This window comes from Bradyrhizobium sp. KZN70725, from assembly GCF_055264925.1.
Genome location: NZ_JBUYWT010000006.1, coordinates 128917 through 148343 on the forward strand (window position 1 = coordinate 128917; position 19427 = coordinate 148343).

Consider the following 19427-nt stretch of genomic DNA (forward strand, 5'->3'; position numbering starts at 1 on the left):
ACACGCTTATGAAATTGAAGATCGCCGTCCAGATGGATCCCATCGCGCGCATCAATATCCGCGGCGATTCGACCTTTGCGCTGCTGCTCGAGGCGCAAAAACGCGGCCACGGCATTTCCTACTACACGCCCGACAAGCTGTCGCTGCGCTGCGAGGAGCTGGTGGCGCCGGTGCAGCCTCTCACCGTGCGCGACGAGGTCGGCAATCATTTCACGCTGGGCGAGCCGAAGCGCGAAGCGCTCAACGGCTTCGACGTCGTGCTGCTGCGGCAGGATCCGCCGTTCGACCTCGCCTACATCACCTCGACCCACTTCCTCGAGCGCATCCATCCGAAGACGCTGGTCGTCAACGACCCGGCCAGCGTGCGCAACGCGCCGGAAAAGCTGTTCGTGATGAACTTCCCGAAGCTGATGCCGCCGACCCTGATCTCGCGCGATCTCGACGAGATCAACGCATTCCGCGACCAGCATGGCGCCGTCGTCATGAAGCCGCTGCACGGCCATGGCGGCGCCGCCGTCTTCCGCGTGATGCCGCAGGACATGAACTTCGGCTCGCTGTTCGACATGTTCTCGGTCACGTTCAAGGAGCCCTGGGTGATCCAGCGCTTCCTCCCCGAGGTGAAGCATGGTGACAAGCGCATCATCCTGGTCGACGGCGAGTTCGCCGGCGCCGTCAACCGCGTGCCGGCGGCGGACGATCTGCGCTCCAACATGGTCCGTGGCGGCGCAGCCGCGGCGACCGAACTCTCCGATCGCGAGCGCGAAATCTGCGCCACGCTCGGACCTGCGCTGCGCCAACGCGGCCTGCTGTTCGTCGGCATCGACGTGATCGACGGCAACCTCACCGAGATCAACGTCACCTCGCCGACCGGCATCCGCGCAATCCAGCGGCTCAATGGCCCCGACGTCGCAGCGATGATCTGGGATACCATCGAGAAGAAGCGCGCCGCGAAATAATCCTCCCTTGTGCGCCGCACATGCTGGCTGAAATTTAGCCAGCGTTCGATCGCGCATGCGTTCTCCTTATTCTTCTTGCCAGCTTGCGCGGGCGAGGGCAGCATCCGCTTGCCTGCGTCAGGTCAAGCAGCGGGTCAACGCGCGGGCACAACGCGAAAATCTTATAAAAATTCTGGAGGAAGACGTTATGACGCTCAATGTCTCACGACGATCCTTGCTCGCGCTCGGTGCCGGTCTCGGCGCCAGCACCCTGCTCGGGGGCACCGCACAGGCACGCGCGCCGAAGCTCGGCACGCAGACACCCTACTGGCACCGCTTCATGCTCGGCGAAGCCGAAGTGACCGTCGTATCCGACGGGCCGCTTCCGCTCGGCGACCCCTCCGGCACCTTCACCGGTGTGCCGAAGGAGGAGGTGAAGAAGATGCTCTCCGACAACTTCCTCTCGCCCGACAATGTCGTGCTCGAGCAGAATTCGCCGATCGTCAACACCGGCGACAAGCTGATCCTGTTCGACACCGGCATGGGCACGTCGCAACTGTTCGGCAAGACCACCGGGCGGCAGCAGAAGAGCATGCAGGAAGCCGGCATCAAGCCGGAGGACATCGACGCCGTCGTGCTGTCGCACGCGCATATCGATCATATCGGCGGCATCGTCGGCGCCAACGACAAGCCGTTGTTCCCGAATGCGCAATACTACATCGCGCAGAGCGATCTCGAGTTCTGGACCGACGAAGGCAAGATGGGCAGCCCGTTGAAGGATTTCATCGTGCATGCCCGCAAGAACCTGCTGCCGGTGCGCGACCGCATCGTGTTCTTCAAGGACGGCCAGGAATTCCTGCCCGGCGTGACGGCAATCGCAGCGCCCGGCCACACCGTGGGCCACACCATCTTCATGGTGAGCTCGGGCGGCAAATCCTTCGCCTTCCTCGGCGACCTCTCGCATCACGCGGTGCTGCTGCTGGAGCGTCCGCGGATGGAATTCTCCTACGACACCGATCCGAAGCAGGCGGCGGCGTCGCGGGTCAAGCTGCTGGAAATGCTGGCCGCGAACAAGACGGCCGTGATGTCCTATCACTTCGCTTGGCCGGGCTACGGCCACGTCGCCAAGGCCGGCGAAGGCTTCCACTACTATCCGGAGCCGATGCAGATGAACCTGTGACGGACTGATTGCGAAGACGGACTGCCTCGGGAGCGGCCGCCGTCGCTCCCGAATGCATTTGCCGCCCGGTGTAAGATGCCCACAGGGCGCCCGGCCTATTCCGCCGGCGCAAGGCGCCTCGCGGAGCGAGTGCGCATCGTCTCTCGCGCGCCAATCCGCGCACGACGTTTGCGCCACCAGATCACGACGCCCGTCACCGACAGCGCCGCGACCACCAATCCCATCAGCGAGATCAGGATGCGCCCGGGCAGGCCGGCGATCCGGCCGGAATGCAACGGAAACTGCATCTGCACGAACACGTCGGCCGCGGTGCCGACCCATGGCAGCCGCTCGCCGAGCGGACGGCCATCCTCGCTGTCGTAGTAAAGCTGCGCCGGCCCGACGCCCGCGGCGCCATGTTCGTCGCCCGGCTCGAAGAATGCGACCGCATAGACGCCATGCGCCGGACCATAATTGATCGAACCGATCGGTGTGGTCCAGCCGCGCGCCTTGCCGTCGGCCGCGGCGCGCGCGGCGATCTCCGCATAGGTCATCCTCGGCTCGATCGGATCGTCGAGATGACGATATGGTCGCTGCTCGTAGGGTGTCGACGTGTAGTTGGACACGGTCTTCATCAACGGCGAGAACACCTCGAAATAGAGGTTCAGCGAGAATGCCGTGAACGCGATCACGAACAGCAAGGCCCAGGTCCACAGGCTGAAGGCGCGATGAATGTCGAAATTGATTCGATAGGCGCTGCCCGAGGTCTTGATCTTCCAGGCCGGCGCCCAGCGGGTCCAGAAACCCTTGCCGCGCGGGCCCGATATCGCCGACGCCCGCTGCGCCCTTGCGCGCCGCCGCGACGGCAGGGTCAGGTAGAAGCCGACGAAACAATCGATCGTCCAGATGACGGCGATGACACCGAGGAAGCGCATGCCCCAGCGATCGCTACCCAAGAATTCGGGGATGTGCATCGTGTAATGCAGCTTGTAGAGGAACGAGACGAAGTTTTCGCGGGTCACCGGCCAGACCGCGCCCCAATAGCGGCGTCCGAGCTCGACGCCGGTGTTTGGATCGAGGAAGACCTGGTTGTAGTCGAGCGTGTAGCGTTTGCCGGTCGCCGGATCGATCCGCGGCAGCACGAAGAACCACAGCGATTCGCCCTTCTCCGCCGTCATGAACATGTGGACGACGCGGGCGCGATGATCGCGCTGCTCGATCAGCCGGGCGAGCTCCACCGACGGGATCGCCGGTCCGGAGCTTGTCACCTCGAACAGCTTCCTGTTGAGCACATCGTCGATCTCGTGGTCCCACGAGATGATCGCGCCGCTGACGCCCGAGAAGAACAGGAAGGCCGCGGTGAGAAGGCCCGCCCAGCGATGCAGTCGTCCGAAGATGGGTCTCATGGGGATTTCAGCAAGTTGTGGGGTGATCACCAGCGATAGGTCAGCTTCGCGATCGCCTTGCGGCCCTCCGCGTAGAAGCAGCTGGTGTTGCCGTAGCAGGCTGCCACGTAGCGCGTGTCGGCGAGGTTGGTGACGTTGAGCGAGAGGCGATAATTGTCCTTGGTATAGGCGACGAGCGCATCGACGACCGTCGACGCCGGCACCTTGAAGGTGTTGGCATCGTCACCGAACGTCGATCCGACATAGCGGACGCCGGCCCCGAACTGGACCCCGGCGAGCGGACCGCCCTGAACGGTGTAATCGCCCCACAGCGAGAAGCGGTTGAGCGGCACCGTGGTCGGCGCCTTGCCGACATTGACGGGATCCTTGGTGACTTCAGCGTCGACATAGGCGTAGCCGCCGCTGATGTTGACGCCCTCGACCAGCGTCGCGGTGCCTTCGAGCTCAACGCCGCGCGACCTGACTTCGCCGGTCTGCTCGGCGAAATAGAACGGCGGGGCGTAGGTGACGACGTTGGATCGGGTCAGATCGAACGCAGCCAGCGTGATCAGCGCATTGATGCCGACCGGCTGGTACTTGACACCGACTTCGTACTGCACGCCGGACTCCGGCTTCAGCAGATCGCCGGCGGCGTTGATGCTCAGCACCGGCAGGAATGATTCCGAATAGCTGAAATAGGGCGCGATGCCGTTGTCGAAATTGTACATCACGGCGGCGCGGCCGGTGAATGCCGAGGCGTCGGTCGACGTCGACGTTTTCGCGAGATTGTTGTCGAGGTCCGTGGTGACGAAATCCTGCCGCCCGCCAAGCAGGAACGACAGCCGGCCGAGCCTGATCTGGTCCTGCAGATAGAGGCCGGCCTGCGACTGCTTGATGCCGGTGTCGTCATACGGTCCGTTGTTGGTCCAGCTGTTGGTATAGACTGGCGCAAAGACGTTGAGCTTGCCGGTGCTGTAGCTCGAGGCCATGTCGCGGAACGAGGTGTTGCAGTAATCGACGCCGAACAGCGTCGTGTGGCTCAGCATGCCGGTGACGAACTTGCCCTGCAGCTGGTTGTCGACCGCGAAGGAATCGATCGTCGAGCTGCCGCCGGCGCCGCCGCGCGACAGCAAGCCCGCGGCCTCGTCGGCGGCCGATGCATAGCCGGTGCCGTAGAAGCTCTTCTGCTCGTTGTGCATCCACGAATAGCGCAGGTTCTGGCGGAAGGTCAGCGCCTCGTTGAAGTCGTGCGACAGCATGTAGCCGACCGAGGACTGCTCGGTGTCGAACTGGTTGAAGCCGGGCTCGCCGACGAAGCGCGTGTTCGGAATGTAGCGGCCGTTATTGGCCCAGACGGTGCCGGACGGCGGCAGGAATTGCAGGCCCCAGCCGGTGCGTTCCTTCTGGTAGTTCGCGAGGAAGGTGATCGTGGTGTCCTCGTTCGGCTTCACGGTGACGGCGGGCGCGATGAAGACGCGATTGTCCTTGGTGTAGTCGACCTGGGTCTCGCCATCGCGCGCGACGCCGGTCAGGCGCCACAGCACCGTTCCTTCCTTGTTGGCGCGGCCGCCGATGTCGAACTCGCCCTGATAGCGGTTGAAGCTGCCGCCCGACAGCGACACTTCCCCGAACTCGCGTGCAGTCGGCAGCTTGCTGACATAGTTGAGGATGCCGCCGGTGCCACTGCCGCCGAACATCGCCGAGGATGGCCCCTTCAGGACCTCGAGGCGCTCGGCTCCGTACGGATCGAGCCCGAGGAAGTGCACATAGTTGCTGCTCGGCAGCCGCAGGCCGTCGAGATAGAGGCCCGGCATCGTCATGTCGAAGCCGCGGATCTGCAGGCCGCCGAAGCGGGTGTCCGAGCCGCCATTCACGTCGCCGCTGACGCCTGCGGTGTAGCGCAATGCCGCGCCCACCGATTCCGCACCCTGGTTCCTGATCTGGTCGGTCGTGACGACCGAGATCGATTGCGGGATTTCGATCAGCGGCGTGTCGGTCTTGGTCGCCGTGCCCGAACGCGTGGCAACGAACCCGACCACCGGACCGCCGGCTCGCTCGCCGGCGCCGGCACCGGATCGTGCCGCAGCTGGCGTCGTCGCCTGCTGGGATCGAGCCACACGATTGGCGCGGCTCGCGCGTGCGGCCACCGGACGACGAACCGGTTTTGCATTCGCAGTGATCGCGCGCTGCTGAGGCGCGTCCACGCTCACCGGCGGCAGTTCCGATTGCGCGTCGGCGCGTTCGGTCGCGACTCCTGCGGCAAGGACGGCGGCGGTACATAGACCGATCGTTCGCAGCGCTGGATGTTGACGGGTGGAATGCGAAACAAGTCGACCGATCACGCGAAGGCGCCCCTGATGTCAGCCTGGATGGATTTGTGATCCGGCTCTACAGCGCGGGGCTCGCGAGTACAGACCTCGGCAGTTGGAATAGATCGAGACTGCGCGCGCGATCAGCGTGCGATCGCTGAAACAGCGGGGAAATCGACGACGCGCTGCGACAATAAGCGCGCGATGCTCGTCGTGCTGGAATGATTCTTGAGAATGATTCCTGCAGTTGTCGACGATGCGAGCTGTGTTCGATCGCGCGAGGCGCGCGTCATGGCGCGCGACGCCCGACGCCTCCGCACCGGCCGGAAGCGGATGCGCCGCGCGGTGAATTGGTACCGGGCGACCAGCCCTCGGTGTCGCGAACGTTCCTGTAATGTTCTTGCACTTGCCGCCGCAATTGTGTACTTCGCACACCCATCCCGTGGATAAGCCTTAATTTCCAGTGGCTTGAGTCAGATTCAATTTTGAGAATCTGCACTTCCGGATCATGAGTCATAGAGGTTGTTACAACCTGATTCATTCAACCGGAGATTCACCTATGCCAGAGAATGTGAACGTTGAGCTTGGCGGCAAATCGAGGCACGAGGTCGCCTACAAGATGGCCTTCGACATCATCACCAAGATCGAGAAGAAAAGCCTGAGCGACGTCACTACCGAGCATTATCTTGCGACGGTGAGGAATTCTGGCCGGGCGCTCTCTGGCCTGACCCCGATATGAAATCCCAGTACTGAGCCGCCAACGCCATCACATCATTGGTGGCGGGGTCTTTTTCAGCGAGCTTGAGGCACTCAAGCTTCATTTCAATTATGTCCATAGCAAAAGCCTCCATGGAGTTAGCATGGCTGAAGAGTTCAAAGCTGGTGATGTAGTTCAGTTGAAATCCGGCGGTCCGAGAATGACCGTGAGCCAAGTTGGCGAGGATCAATACGGTCAGCGCAAAGTTTGGTGCGTCTGGTTCGAGAAGACCAAGAAGTATGAGGATACGTTTGAACCGGAGATTCTAATGAAACCGGGCAGCGGTATCGTTGGAATTAGCAGCACGCGCGGCTAGCTGTTATCGCGCTTCTTTTTCACAATCTTGACCTTGGCATCGCTCGGCTTCTGCCGAGCGATTTTACCCAGCCGCTCGTTGAACCGCTTTTCGTTGTCGTCCGTTTCGAGGTCGCGGGCGGCCTTTTTGAACTTTTCTATCTGAGTTCGACTCTTGGTCGTCACGGGATCACCATGCCAAAGGTAATGTGTCTGTATATGGATGATTCCGGAACACGGAATCCAGACAAGAAAATCACCGACGAACTGACCTATAAGGACTGGTTCACGCTCGGCGGCATCCTTATCCGAGAAGAGGATGACGGACATATTGTCACCCAGCATGCCAATTTCTGCGAAACCTGGAAGATCACCTATCCGCTTAGATCATACGATATACGCTTGATGGACAAGCGGTTCTCATGGCTTCGCACACTTTCAGTAGACGACCGCGGCCAATTCATGCGCGGTCTAAGCAAACTCCTGACAGGCATCCCGGTCATCGGATACGCCGCCGTTGTTGATCGCCCCGGATACAACGCCCGCTACCGCGAGAAGTACGGCAGACAAACATGGCAACTTTGTCAAACGGCCTTCAGCGTCATTTGCGAAAGAGCGGCGAAACGCGCTCGCGCCGAGGGCTGCAAGTTACGCGTCTTCGTCGAAGAAGGCGACAAAACCGCAGATGACTATATTCGCACCTACTATGCGGACCTTAGATCAAAGGGAATGCCATTCGATGGTGGCAATATGGCCAAGTACGCGCCGCTTTCGCGAGAAGAACTCGAAGACACCCTGTACGATCTACGATTCCGCACCAAAAAATCGCCGCTGATGCAGTTGGCCGACCTATACCTTTATCCCATGGCCAGAGGCGGATACGACGCTGATTACCTTCCGTATCAGACGCTGCGAGCGAATAAAAAACTGATAGACGACCTGCTCGTTGCAGAAGACATCCCGCACCTTGGGATCAAGTACAGCTGCTTCGATCTGGTGGATAAGGCGCGCGCGAAAAGCAAAAAAGCCAGTCGTAAGACTGGCTCTTAAGCAGCCGCCGTAACGGCGACCTCCCGGGCTAGGCCCCAGCCACTATATAGGCCTATCCCATTGATTCGTCAAGCATATTCTATGCGAATCACTTTGATTCGCAACTTCAAGGGCTTACGCACCCTTTTCATGTTTATCAGGCCACCTATAGGTGAGCCGTTTCCCGACCACACCCTTGATGGCCCTTTGGGCCCTATCCTGATCGTCAACCCCCAACGCGACGCGGTTGCTGTAGCGGAAATCGAACTCCGCCAGATAGCGGTGCAGATGCTTCTCTGCGCAGTGCTGGTAGACGCCCTTCATGCCGCGCTTGAAGATGCTGTAGTAGCCCTCAACCGTGTTGGTGGTGATTACGTCGCCCTCGTAACGGACGTATTCCTTCTCACCGTGATTGACGGAATCGTGGCCGTCATACTCGCGACCGATACCACGATAAAACGGAGCCTCGTCCGTCATCAGCTTGCTTTCCCGGCGGATGTTGGTCCGCAGGATCGGCGCAATATCCGCAATCGACGTGCTGTCGATGTGGAAGCTGCGGGCCGAACCACCGCGCTCAACCAGCGTCAGGACGATGTTCTTGTGAGCCGCGCCGCCCTTGCGGTTCTTGAGCTGACCCTGCAAGCGGCCGATATAGGTCTCGTCCACTTCCACGATCTTGCCAGCGCCGCCCATGGGGGCCAGCTTGCCGTCCCGCATAGCCTCGCGGATGCGGTGAGCTAAGAACCACGCGCTCTTGTACTGGATTTCCAGAATGCGGTGCAGCTGATGGGCCGAAATGCCCTTCTTGCTGGAAGCCATCAGATGGACAGCCTGCAAGCACTTGTGCAGCGGGATATGGGCGGATTCGAATACCGTTCCGACCCTCACCGTGAACTGCCTGCGGCAGCCAGCCTCATAGCACTTCCACAGGCCAAGCCGGACCTTGCCGTTTTTTGCCTTTACACCCTCTAGGCGACCGGCTTTTCCGACCACGCCACAGTGAGGGCAGACCACGCCATCAGCCCAAAGAAGCTTCTCAAGATGGCGGAAGGCGCTCTTTTCATTGTGAAAATAGGCTTTTGCAAGAACCGACATAACACAAACCCATAGGTAGCAGCTATGGGATCGATTCTACCTCCGATTATGGGTTTGTAAAGTACATAATCGTCACTTGCCGCCCGGTTCCGCTACCTTCGATTGCGGAAGATAGGGGCAGCATGGTTCAGCGCGTTTCCACCGTCGCATTCGAGGGGATCGAGGCCCGCGCGGTCGACGTGCAGGTCCAGGTTGCGCCGGGATTGCCGGCATTCGCGATCGTCGGCCTGCCCGACAAGGCGGTGTCGGAAGCCCGCGAACGCGTGCGTTCGGCGCTGATCGCCTCCGGCCTCGCGCTTCCCGCCCGCCGCATCACCGTCAACCTCGCACCCGCCGACCTGCCCAAGGAGGGCAGCCATTACGACCTGCCGATCGCGCTCGGCCTGATGGCGGCGATCGGCGCGATCCCGCCGGATGCGCTGAACGGCTTCACCGTGCTCGGCGAGCTCGGGCTCGACGGCTCGCTCGCGCCGGTGGCGGGCGTGCTGCCCGCGGCAATCGGCGCCAATTCGCGCGACGAGGGATTGATCTGCCCGGCCGCCTGCGGCTCGGAAGCCGCCTGGGCCAGTCCGGACATCCAGATCATCGCGGCAGATTCGCTGATCCAGATCGCCAACCACTTCAAGGGCACGCAGGTGCTGTCGCGGCCGCAGCCGAAGGTGCATGAGCGCGAGGAAACGCTTTTGGACCTGCGCGACATCAAGGGCCAGGAGAGCGCGAAACGCGCGCTCGAGATCGCCGCCGCCGGCGGTCATCATCTTCTGATGATCGGCTCGCCCGGCGCCGGCAAATCGATGCTGGCGGCGCGACTGCCCTCGATCCTGCCGCCGCTGTCGCCGTCGGAGCTGCTCGAAGTCTCGATGATCGCCTCGGTTGCCGGCGAGATCCGCGACGGCGCCCTGACCGCGCGACGCCCGTTCCGCAGCCCGCATCATTCCGCCAGCATGGCCGCGCTGACCGGCGGCGGCATGCGCGCCAAACCGGGCGAGATCTCGCTGGCGCATCAGGGCGTGCTGTTCCTCGACGAATTGCCGGAGTTCGATCCGCGCGTGCTGGATTCGCTGCGTCAGCCGCTGGAGAACGGCGAGGTTTCGGTGAGCAGGGCCAACCACCGCGTCACCTATCCGGCGCGCTTCATGCTGGTCGCAGCCATGAACCCGTGCCGTTGCGGCCATGCCTATGAACCCGGCTATTCCTGCAAGCGCGGCCGGCTCGACCGCTGCACCGGCGACTACCAGATGCGGATCTCCGGCCCGCTGATGGATCGCATCGACCTGCGGATCGAGGTGCCCGCCGTGACCGCGGCCGATCTGATCCTGCCGCCGCCGGCGGAGGGATCGGCCGAGGTTGCCGCCCGCGTCGCGGCCGCGCGCGACATCCAGCTCGCGCGCTATGCGGCTGCCGGCATGCCGCATGTCCGCACCAATGCGGAAGCGCCGAGTTCGCTGCTCGAGACCATCGCGCAACCCGACGCGCATGGGCAGAAGCTGCTGCGCGAGGCCGCCGACAACATGCACCTCACCGCGCGCGGCTATCACCGCGTGCTGCGGGTGGCGCGCACGCTTGCCGATCTCGACGGCGCCGAGACGATCGGCCGGCTACATCTCGCCGAAGCGCTGTCTTATCGTGCATTGGCCGACGATTTGCGCCGCGCGGCGTGATCTCCGCCGGCTTCCGGCCGGTGCCCGCCGCGTCAACGTGACAGTAACCACTCTCATTTACGCTCCGCAAACCATAAGCACCGCGATCGGCGGCAAGCTTGGGTCGAGCGAGTTGTGTCATGTTGCGTTTGAAGATTTTGACCTCGGTGGTCCCCCTTGCCGTGGCCGCGGTCCTTGCCCGCGCCGAATTCCTGCCGGGCCCGCGGCCCTGCATCGAGGTGGGCGGCGCCACGATGCAGATCGCATCGATCCCCTGGCTGGCGCAGCTTCACGTCAGCTTCACTGACGACCCCAGCCAGGCCACCGTCCGGGTCCAGATCGCCGACAGCGCCGACGCCGCCGACTTCACCGTGATCGACGACATCGACGACGCCGAGGCCGGCGCCTGCGAGAGCAGCGCGACGGCGCAGCTGATCGGGATTTCCGGCGATGCCTCGGCAACCGGCCCCGTCATCTATCTGACGCGTGATGCTGGCCCGTCCGACTATCGTGTCTTCGTGCAGTCGAAGACGTTCTCAGCGCGGGATGCCGCGGCCCTGATCGTCAGCGCCCGCGGCGGACACCGCCGCCTTGAAGCCGCAACGCCGGCACCTGACAAGCGCGTCCCGAACCGGGTCATGGCGGAATTAACCTCCCGCTAACCTTGTTCTGAGGGCAGCGCGAAATGGCCACCAATTTCAAGCACTTTGCAAGCTGGCCGACGCATCGTCAGCGCCAGATCAAGCTGTCTCAGGGTCACCATTGATGGGGCGTTTCTTCCGGATCAAGTTGCGCCTTCGCCGCTTCCTCCGGCGCCATTCCTGGCTCGCGACGATCGTGCGCTCGTTCACGATCTTCTCCGTCGCGTTCGGCAGCGCCTTCGGGTTCATTTCGGGCGCGCTCTCGCAACAGAGCGGCTACGATCCCAATGCATTCGCGATCGGGGTCAGCTTCCTGTTCGCGCTCGCCTGCCTCTGGATCGTGACGCTCGGCATCCGCCTGCGGCTGATGCGCAAGCGGCTGCGCACCATCGCCATGCACAATGAAGCGATGGCCGACCGCAACTGGGAACTGCAGGAGGCCGAGCAGCGCGCCTCCACCCTGTTCGAGGCGCAGGACGATCTGATCGTGCTGCGCGATCTCGACGGGCTCATCACCTATGCCAACGACGCCTATTGCGAGCTGGCGCAGAGGCCCCGCAGCGAATTGATCGGCAGCACCGCAACGCTGAAGGTGCTCGAACAAGGCGACACCGCGCTCGAATCCAACGGCACGCGGGTCTACGACCAGAAGATCGAGGGCCCGCTCGGGCCGCGCTGGATCGCCTGGCGTGAAGGCCTCGTGCGCAACGATGCCGGCGCGCCCGCAGAAATGCAGAGCGTCGGCCGCGACGTCACCGACCGCACCGAGAGCGAGCGCGCGCTCGCCGAAGCGCGCGATCAGGCCGACGCCGCCAACCGCGCCAAGTCGCGCTTCCTTGCGATGGCGAGCCACGAGATCCGCACCCCGCTGAACGGCATCATCGGCATGAGCGGATTGCTGATGGATACGCAGCTGACGTTGGAGCAGATGACCTACGTCAAGGCGGTCAAGACATCCGGCGACGCGCTGCTCGCACTGATCGAGGAGCTGCTCGACTATTCCAAGATCGAGGCCGGCAAGATCGATCTCGAACAGCGCGCGTTCGCGCTGTCCGGCCTGATCGAGGACATCACCGAGCTGCTGGCGCCGCGCGCGCAAACCAAGGGAATCGAGATCGCCGCCTATGTCGACGAACGGCTGCCGATGCAGGTGACCGGCGACGCCGCGCGGCTGCGTCAGGTGCTGCTCAATCTCGCCGGCAACGCCATCAAGTTCACCGCGACCGGTGGCGTGGCGCTGATCGTCGAGCCCGGCATCTGGCCGAACGAGATCAGCTTCCTGGTCCGCGACACCGGTATCGGCATCGCACCGGATGCGCAGCAGCGTATCTTCCGGGAGTTCGAGCAAGCCGACGACCGGATCGCGCGCAGCTATGGCGGCACCGGCCTCGGCCTTTCGATCAGCGACCGCATCGTCAAGCGGATGGGCGGCCGCATCACGCTCGCAAGCACGCCGGGCGCCGGCTCAACCTTCGAGGTGTCGATCCCGCTCGCCGCCGCCGATACCGGCGAGGCCAACGGCTTCGCCGCGCCCGACTTGACGGGACAGTCGATCATGCTGGTGGCGCCACACAGCATCGAGGTCTCGCTGATCTCGCGGCGGTTGCAGCGCTGGGGCGCACAGACCTGCATCGTGTCGGATGCCAACGTCGCCGAGGCGCTGCTGCCGGAGCGGAGCTGGCATGCGGTGCTGATCGACCACACGCTCGGCACGCCGGCGATGGAGGCGTTTGCCGACGCCGCCCGCCTCCATGCAACCCATCGCATCGTGATGTTCACGCCGGCGACGCGGCAGGACCTTTCGGCCTCCGAGTCAGCCATGTTCACCGGTTACCTGGTGAAGCCATTGCGCGCGTCGTCGCTCGCCGCGCGCCTGACCGCATCGCCGGAAGTCGCTGCGCCGAGCCTTGCGATCGAGGCGGCCGCCGAGTCCGCGCCCACAGCGCTTGCATCCGCGCTGCCGGACAAGGGGTTCTCGATCCTGGTCGCCGAGGACAATGAGATCAACGCGCTGTTGATGCGCTCGCTGCTCACCCGGCTCGGCCATAACGTGGTCATCACCACCAATGGCGAGCAGGCGATGGAGTCCTGGCTGTCGGCGACCTCAGCCGGCACGCCCTATGATCTCGTGCTGATGGACATCCAGATGCCGCGCCTCAACGGCATCGAGACCACCAAGCAGATCCGCACCCATGAAGCGGCACAATCCGTCCGCCGGACCCCGATCCTGGCACTGACGGCAAATACGCTGGTGGAGGACCGCTATGCCTGCTTCGAAGCCGGCATGGACGGCTTTCTGATCAAGCCGCTCGACCGCGAGAAGCTGGAAGAAGCGCTCGCGGGCCTCGCCGCCGCGCGGCACATCGCAGCGTAGCAGCCAAAACCTCAGTGTCGTCCTGCGCAAGCAGGGACCCATAACCACCGAAGCTAGTTTTGCGCCCGCTGGGGCTACAGCGCTGCAAATCACAGGTACCTGTGGTTATGGGTCCCCGCGTTCGCGGGGACGACAGCTGTGATGTGGCGCTTTCGCTGAGATACGGTTCCTACTACAGCCGGCGCAGCGCGACCGACTGCACCACGTGGTCGGCGCCCTTCTTCAGGATCAGCGTCGCGCGCGGGCGGGTCGGCAGGATGTTGTCCTCGAGATTGGCGAGGTTGGTGCGCTCCCAGATCGCGATCGCGGTCGCCGTTGCTTCCTCGTCCGACAGCGGCGCGTAGCGGTGGAAGTAGGACCTCGGATCGGTGAACGCGGTGTCGCGCAGCGCCAGGAAGCGCTTGATGTACCACTCCCGCAGCACGGCCTCGTCGGCGTCGATATAGACCGAGAAGTCGAAGAAGTCGGAGACGAACGGCACCGCCTTGCCGTCGCGCGGCAGCCGCCCGGTCTGCAGCACGTTGACGCCCTCGACGATCAGGATGTCCGGCTGGTCGATCTCGACCCATTTGTTCGGCACGATGTCGTAGGTCAGATGCGAATAGACCGGCGCGCGCACGCGGCGCCGTCCCGCCTTGATGTCGCTGAGGAACGACAGCAGCGTCGGCAGGTCGTAGCTTTCCGGAAAGCCCTTCTTCTGCATGATGCCCTGCCGCTCGAGCACGGCATTCGGAAACAGGAAACCGTCGGTCGTGATCAGGTCGACCTTCGGCCGCGGCGACCAGCGCGCCAGCAGCGCCTGCAGCACGCGAGCCGTGGTCGACTTGCCGACCGCGACGGATCCAGCGACACCGACGATGTAGGGCATCTTGCGGTCGCGGATGTTGAGGAACTGGCGCTGCGAGTAATACAGCCGCTGCGTCGCATCGACATAGATCGAGAGCAGCCGCGACAGCGGCAGGTAGATGTCCTCGACCTCCTGCAAATCGAGGCGATCGTGCATCGAACGCAGGCGATCGAACTCGCCGGGCTCGAGCGTCATCGGCGTATCGTCACGCAGATGCGACCATTGCTGGCGCGTGAAGATGCGGTAGGGGTTGTACTGTTGATCTGGTGCCCGGATGTCCATGAGGCCGCCCCTCTCGATGCGCTCGATCATTTGCGCTAGTCGCGCTTGCGCGACGCCTTCTCTTCCAGTCCCGACATCGAGGTGCGCTTCTCCAGCGCGGCCTCGACGTCCTCCAGCTTCACGCCGCGGGATTTCAACAGAACCAGCAGGTGAAACACGAGATCGGCACTTTCGGCGATGAGGTGATCGCGGTCATTCTCGACCGCGGCGATCACGGTCTCGACCGCTTCCTCGCCCAATTTCTTGGCGCAATGCTCCGCGCCCTTGTCGAGCAGCTTACGGGTGTAGGACGCCTCACCGCCCGTTGCAGCGCGGGCGTCGATGGTGGCGGCCAGATCGTGGACCGTGAAACGCGACATCAACTCAACTCAAGCATGCACAGCGGCACCGCACGGGTACCATCCCTTAGGTGGGGACTTAGCATTTTTGTGACAAGGAGTCCCAGCTCTCCCTGTTTGAGCGTGGTCTTCACGGAAAACCGGTTTCCACTTTTCCTGACCACGCTCACGCTAGGGATCGAGCCGCATCGGCAGGCCGGCGCGCACCATGTGATCCTTGGCCTGGCGGATGGTGAATTCCCCGAAGTGGAAGATCGACGCGGCCAGTACGCCGGTGGCGTGACCCTCGCGGACGCCGTCGACCAGGTGGTCGAGATTGCCGACACCACCGGACGCGATGACCGGTACGGGGACACTGTCCGCGATCGCCCGGGTCAGCGGCAGGTCAAAGCCCTGCCTGGTGCCGTCCCGGTCCATCGAGGTCAGCAGGATTTCGCCGGCGCCGAGCGAGACGACCTCCTGGGCATATTCGATGGCGTCGATCCCGGTGGCATTCCGTCCACCATGGGTGAAGATCTCCCAGCGGTCCGAGCCGCCGGCACGCTTGACCCGCTTGGCGTCGATCGCGACCACGATGCATTGCTCGCCGTATTTCTCGGCCGCTTCCTTGACGAATTCGCGCCGGCTGACGGCCGCTGAATTGATCGAGACCTTGTCGGCGCCGGAGCGCAGCAGGGTCTTGATGTCGTCGACGGTGCGGACGCCGCCGCCCACGGTCAGCGGCATGAAGCAGGCTTCCGCGGTCCGCCGCACCACATCGAGCATGATGCCGCGGTTTTCGTGGGTGGCGGTGATGTCGAGGAAGGTGAGCTCGTCGGCGCCGGCGGCGTCATAGGCGATCGCGGCTTCGACCGGGTCGCCGGCGTCGCGCAGATCGACGAAGTTGACGCCCTTGACCACGCGGCCGTCCTTGACGTCGAGGCACGGGATCACGCGAACCTTGAACATGATCTCCTCCTACGCGCCGCGGATCAGCTGAAGGGCAGCGGCCGGATCGAGCCGTCCGTCATAGAGCGCACGGCCGACGATCGCACCGGCCAGCTTCTTCGCACGCGGCTCCAGCAGCGCCTTGACGTCGTCGATCGAGGCAAAGCCGCCGGAGGCGATCACTGGAATCGAGATGCGGTCGGCAAGCGCGATGGTGGCGTCGAGGTTGAGGCCCTTGAGCAGGCCGTCGCGGGCGATGTCGGTAAAGATGATCGCGGCGACGCCGGCATCCTCGAAGCGCTGCGCGATCTCGAGCGCGGTCACATGCGAGGTCTCGGACCAGCCTTCGACCGCGACCTTGCCGTCGCGCGCATCGAGGCCCACGGCGACACGGCCGGGGAATGTCTTCGCCGCGCCCTTCACCAGCTCAGGATCGCGCACCGCGGCGGTGCCGATGATGACGCGCGTGATGCCCTTGTCGAGCCAGGCCTCGATGGTCTTGAGGTCGCGGATGCCGCCGCCGAGCTGCACCGGCATGGTGACGGCCTTCAGCATCGCCTCCACCGCATGCGCATTCATCGGCTTGCCGGCGAAGGCACCGTCGAGATCGACGACGTGGAGATATTCGAAGCCCTGCGCGGCGAAGCTCGCCGCCTGCGCCGCCGGATCGAGATTGAACACGGTGGCGCGCGCCATGTCGCCCTGCTCCAGGCGCACGCACTGGCCGTTCTTCAGATCAATCGCTGGAAAGAGAATCACGGCTTCCACTTCAAGAAATTGGCGATCAAAGCGAGGCCGAAGCGCTGGCTCTTCTCGGGGTGAAACTGGGTGCCGATCGCGGTGTCCTTGCCGACGATCGCGGTCACCGGCCCGCCATAGTCGGCGCGCGCGAGCACGTCCGCCTCATTGGCGGCGTTGAGGTGATAGGAGTGCACGAAATAGGCGTGACGTCCCTTCGGCCCGAGCGGCAGCCGCTCTAGCACCGGATGCTCGCGCACCATGTCGAGCGTATTCCAGCCCATATGCGGGACCTTCAGGCTCTCGTCGCGCGGCTCGATCTTCTCCACATCGCCGCCGATCCAGTTGAAGCCCTCGGTGATCACGTGCTCCTTGCCGCGCGTCGCCATCAGCTGCATGCCGACGCAGATGCCGAAGAACGGCCTGGCCTTGACCCGCACCGCCTCGGTCAGCGCCTCCAGCATGCCGTCGACCGCGTCGACGCCGCGGCGGCAATCGGCGAAGGCGCCGACGCCGGGCAGCACGATGCGATCGGCGCGATACACCGCATCGGGATCGCGCGTCACCTTGATGGCTTGCGGATCCTCCATGCTGCGCGCGGCGCGCTCAAAGGCCTTGGCCGCCGAATGCAGATTGCCGGAGCCGTAATCGATGATTGCAACGGTCATCGCGTTCCTCCTGGCTCTGGAAACAATCCGATGATGCCGCCTTGCGGCATCGACGGGGGTTTTGAGAATGACTGACCCGGAACGTCGCGGGTCGGCGGCGGCGCGCCGCGATCGACCGAGCGCTGATCGTGGACGGCGCCGCGATGCCGCGCGGTCCAGCGCGCGAAGAAACGGCGCTCGGCGGCCTCCGCATCGTCGCCCACGACGATGTCGATCTGGCGCCACCTGCGCCGCGACAGCGTCCAGCGCTGCAGGGTCGCGGCCTCGAGGCCGAGCAACACCATCAGCACCAGGTCGACGAAGAAGATCGCGCTGCGGCCGACGCCAAGCTTGGCCAGCGCGTAATCGATCACGAAAGTAAGAACGAACCAGCCGATCAGCGCCAGCCAGAGCCGATGCCAGGCCAGCCAGATCACCCCCGCAACCGCGGCCCAGAAATGGAAGCCGTCGCGCACGAAGACGAACTTGTCGGTCGCCGCGAGATCGGCGCCGTTGGCCACGGGGGCATGCACTGTATAGACCGGCATCGAACGCTCCGCCGAGGATGGACTCTTATTTAAAGCATGATCTTTCGGAAAACCGGCATCCACTCTTCCGGATCATGGTCCAGAGATCAGCCGCCGAGCTGACCCTTGGTCGAGGGCACTTCGCCCTGGGCACGCGGATCGATTGCAATTGCCGTCCGCAGCGCCCTCGCCAGACCCTTGAAACAGGATTCGGCGATATGATGGCTGTTCTCGCCATATAGGGTCTCGACGTGCAGAGTCACGCCGGCGTTCATCGCGAAGGCGTTGAACCATTCGCGCACCAGCTCGGTGTCGAACTCACCGATCTTGTCGCGCGGGAATTCGGCCTTGAACACCAGCACCGGGCGGCCGGAAATGTCGATCACGACGCGCGAGAGCGTCTCGTCCATCGGCATGTGGATCGAGGCATAGCGGGTGATGCCGGCCATGTTGCCGAGCGCCTGCTTCACGGCCTGCCCGAGCGCGATCCCGACGTCTTCGGTGGTGTGGTGGTAATCGACATGGAGATCGCCATCCGCCTTCACCGTGATGTCGATGCGCGAATGCCGGGCCAGGAGGTCGAGCATATGGTCGAAGAAGCCGATCCCGGTCGAAACCGTGGATACGCCTGCTCCGTCGAGGTTGACCGTCACCTCGATGTCGGTCTCCTTGGTCTTGCGCTTGATGGTTGCGGTGCGCATGAAAATTGAGCTTTCCCGTGCCGAAAACGCCGGTCTTTTAACAGGCTGATGTCACCTTCGCTACTGCGGGATGACCTCGAAACGCCCCAACTTCCGGCCATGGTGACCGGAAATCGTTGTCGATCTGGTTCTGACGCGTTTCGTCACGCAAACCGGTGCCACCTCGCCTGAAAACACGCCGATTTCGTCCCGATTGTAACCCCCTGCCCGACCGCCTAAATCTGCCCGGAAGAGAGGTAACCTATGCAAGCATCCCAAAATGAGCTGCCGGTCTGGCATGGCACCACGATCTGCACGGTCCGCAAGGGCGGCAAGGTGGTGATCGGCGGCGACGGGCAGGTCTCGATCGGCCAGACCGTGATCAAGGCCAATGCCAAGAAGGTCCGCCGGATCGGCAAGGGCGACGTGATCGGCGGCTTTGCCGGCGCCACCGCCGACGCCTTCACCCTGTTCGAGCGACTGGAAAGCAAACTGGAGCAATATCCGGGGCAGCTGACCCGGGCGGCCGTCGAGCTCGCCAAGGACTGGCGGACCGACCGCTACCTGCGCCGGCTGGAGGCCATGATGATCGTGGCCGACAAGGACGTTTCCCTGGTGCTGACCGGCACCGGCGACGTGCTGGAGCCCGAATCCGGGGTCATGGCGATCGGTTCCGGCGGCAATTACGCCCTCGCCGCGGCCCGCGCGCTGGTCGATACCGACAAGGACGCCGAGACCATCGTCCGCCGCGCCCTGGATATCGCCGCTGATATCTGCGTCTACACCAACCGGAACGTGACGATCGAGACGATCGGCGGCTGAG

20 protein-coding genes are annotated in these 19427 nt (G+C 63.6%); 9 read left to right on the plus strand and 11 right to left on the minus strand.

The genetic code is table 11. The features are described from left to right. The first annotated feature begins 8 nt into the window (after positions 1-8). A complete protein-coding gene (gshB, locus tag ACZBJS_RS08170; RefSeq protein ID WP_463438629.1) occupies positions 9-956 on the plus strand; it encodes a glutathione synthase in 948 nt (315 codons plus the stop codon). Positions 957-1143: 187 nt separating this feature from the next. After that, positions 1144-2115, plus strand: a complete 972-nt coding sequence (locus ACZBJS_RS08175) for an MBL fold metallo-hydrolase (RefSeq protein WP_057020349.1) — start codon at positions 1144-1146, stop codon at positions 2113-2115. Between the two features lie 95 nt (positions 2116-2210). Here the strand turns inward: ACZBJS_RS08175 and fsrB are convergent, their stop codons facing one another. Together fsrB and ACZBJS_RS08185 are read right to left on the minus strand one after the other, a co-directional pair. Continuing rightward, positions 2211-3500: a siderophore utilization protein FsrB gene (gene fsrB / locus ACZBJS_RS08180; protein WP_316398501.1), complete on the minus strand. Its 1290-nt coding sequence runs from the start codon at positions 3498-3500 to the stop codon at positions 2211-2213. A gap of 26 nt (positions 3501-3526) precedes the next feature. Then, entirely contained in the window at positions 3527-5518 is a 1992-nt protein-coding gene (locus ACZBJS_RS08185) for a TonB-dependent siderophore receptor (RefSeq protein ID WP_316398503.1), read from the minus strand. An 829-nt stretch (positions 5519-6347) separates the two neighbouring features. Between ACZBJS_RS08185 and ACZBJS_RS08190 the strand changes: the two genes are divergently transcribed. Next, positions 6348-6527: a hypothetical protein gene (locus tag ACZBJS_RS08190; protein WP_316398500.1), complete on the plus strand. Its 180-nt coding sequence runs from the start codon at positions 6348-6350 to the stop codon at positions 6525-6527. 121 nt (positions 6528-6648) lie between these two features. Next, complete coding sequence (locus tag ACZBJS_RS08195; RefSeq protein WP_316398499.1) at positions 6649-6861, plus strand: YodC family protein; 213 nt, start codon at positions 6649-6651, stop codon at positions 6859-6861. On the opposite strand, the gene ACZBJS_RS08200 is transcribed toward ACZBJS_RS08195, so the two are convergent. Further along, entirely contained in the window at positions 6858-7025 is a 168-nt protein-coding gene (locus ACZBJS_RS08200) for a hypothetical protein (protein WP_316398498.1), read from the minus strand. The genes ACZBJS_RS08195 and ACZBJS_RS08200 overlap by 4 nt on opposite strands. Before the next feature lie 33 nt (positions 7026-7058). Here ACZBJS_RS08200 and ACZBJS_RS08205 point away from each other — a divergent pair, with 33 nt between their 5' ends. Then, positions 7059-7889, plus strand: coding sequence for a DUF3800 domain-containing protein (locus tag ACZBJS_RS08205; RefSeq protein ID WP_316398497.1), 831 nt, complete (start codon positions 7059-7061; stop codon positions 7887-7889). A 114-nt stretch (positions 7890-8003) separates the two neighbouring features. Here ACZBJS_RS08205 and ACZBJS_RS08210 read toward each other — a convergent pair whose 3' ends face one another. Beyond that, the gene (locus ACZBJS_RS08210; RefSeq protein WP_316398496.1) at positions 8004-8963 is read right to left on the minus strand and encodes an IS1595 family transposase; all 960 of its coding nucleotides are present in this window, start codon (positions 8961-8963) and stop codon (positions 8004-8006) included. Positions 8964-9085: 122 nt separating this feature from the next. Between ACZBJS_RS08210 and ACZBJS_RS08215 the strand changes: the two genes are divergently transcribed. From ACZBJS_RS08215 to ACZBJS_RS08225, 3 genes are all read left to right on the plus strand, one after another. Further along, complete coding sequence (locus ACZBJS_RS08215) at positions 9086-10624, plus strand: YifB family Mg chelatase-like AAA ATPase (protein WP_141339863.1); 1539 nt, start codon at positions 9086-9088, stop codon at positions 10622-10624. 119 nt (positions 10625-10743) lie between these two features. Next, positions 10744-11265, plus strand: a complete 522-nt coding sequence (locus ACZBJS_RS08220; RefSeq protein ID WP_316398495.1) for a protease-associated domain-containing protein — start codon at positions 10744-10746, stop codon at positions 11263-11265. A gap of 103 nt (positions 11266-11368) precedes the next feature. Then, positions 11369-13618 (plus strand): PAS domain-containing hybrid sensor histidine kinase/response regulator, encoded by a 2250-nt coding sequence (locus tag ACZBJS_RS08225; RefSeq protein ID WP_316398494.1) that lies wholly within the window; start codon positions 11369-11371, stop codon positions 13616-13618. A 172-nt stretch (positions 13619-13790) separates the two neighbouring features. Here ACZBJS_RS08225 and coaA read toward each other — a convergent pair whose 3' ends face one another. The 7 genes from coaA to hisB form a co-directional block, all read right to left on the minus strand. Then, on the minus strand, positions 13791-14747 hold the full coding sequence (gene coaA, locus ACZBJS_RS08230; RefSeq protein ID WP_026192056.1) for a type I pantothenate kinase: 957 nt from the start codon (positions 14745-14747) through the stop codon (positions 13791-13793). A 35-nt stretch (positions 14748-14782) separates the two neighbouring features. Further along, a complete protein-coding gene (locus ACZBJS_RS08235) occupies positions 14783-15106 on the minus strand; it encodes a phosphoribosyl-ATP diphosphatase (protein ID WP_028341982.1) in 324 nt (107 codons plus the stop codon). 150 nt (positions 15107-15256) lie between these two features. After that, positions 15257-16033, minus strand: coding sequence for an imidazole glycerol phosphate synthase subunit HisF (gene hisF, locus ACZBJS_RS08240; protein ID WP_038382736.1), 777 nt, complete (start codon positions 16031-16033; stop codon positions 15257-15259). Between the two features lie 9 nt (positions 16034-16042). Further along, on the minus strand, positions 16043-16771 hold the full coding sequence (gene hisA, locus ACZBJS_RS08245; protein ID WP_057020434.1) for a 1-(5-phosphoribosyl)-5-[(5-phosphoribosylamino)methylideneamino]imidazole-4-carboxamide isomerase: 729 nt from the start codon (positions 16769-16771) through the stop codon (positions 16043-16045). Continuing rightward, positions 16768-17418: an imidazole glycerol phosphate synthase subunit HisH gene (gene hisH / locus ACZBJS_RS08250; RefSeq protein ID WP_028341984.1), complete on the minus strand. Its 651-nt coding sequence runs from the start codon at positions 17416-17418 to the stop codon at positions 16768-16770. Before hisH ends, hisA begins: the two co-directional genes overlap by 4 nt. Beyond that, on the minus strand, positions 17415-17945 hold the full coding sequence (locus tag ACZBJS_RS08255) for a DUF2628 domain-containing protein (protein ID WP_076833691.1): 531 nt from the start codon (positions 17943-17945) through the stop codon (positions 17415-17417). Before ACZBJS_RS08255 ends, hisH begins: the two co-directional genes overlap by 4 nt. A gap of 86 nt (positions 17946-18031) precedes the next feature. Continuing rightward, positions 18032-18625 carry an imidazoleglycerol-phosphate dehydratase HisB gene (gene hisB, locus ACZBJS_RS08260; RefSeq protein ID WP_016841476.1) on the minus strand — a complete coding sequence of 198 codons (594 nt, stop codon included), beginning with the start codon at positions 18623-18625 and terminating at the stop codon, positions 18032-18034. Positions 18626-18868: 243 nt separating this feature from the next. On the opposite strand from hisB, the gene hslV reads away from it, so the two are divergent. After that, positions 18869-19426: an ATP-dependent protease subunit HslV gene (hslV, locus tag ACZBJS_RS08265; RefSeq protein WP_024583062.1), complete on the plus strand. Its 558-nt coding sequence runs from the start codon at positions 18869-18871 to the stop codon at positions 19424-19426. Position 19427 lies beyond the last annotated feature (1 nt).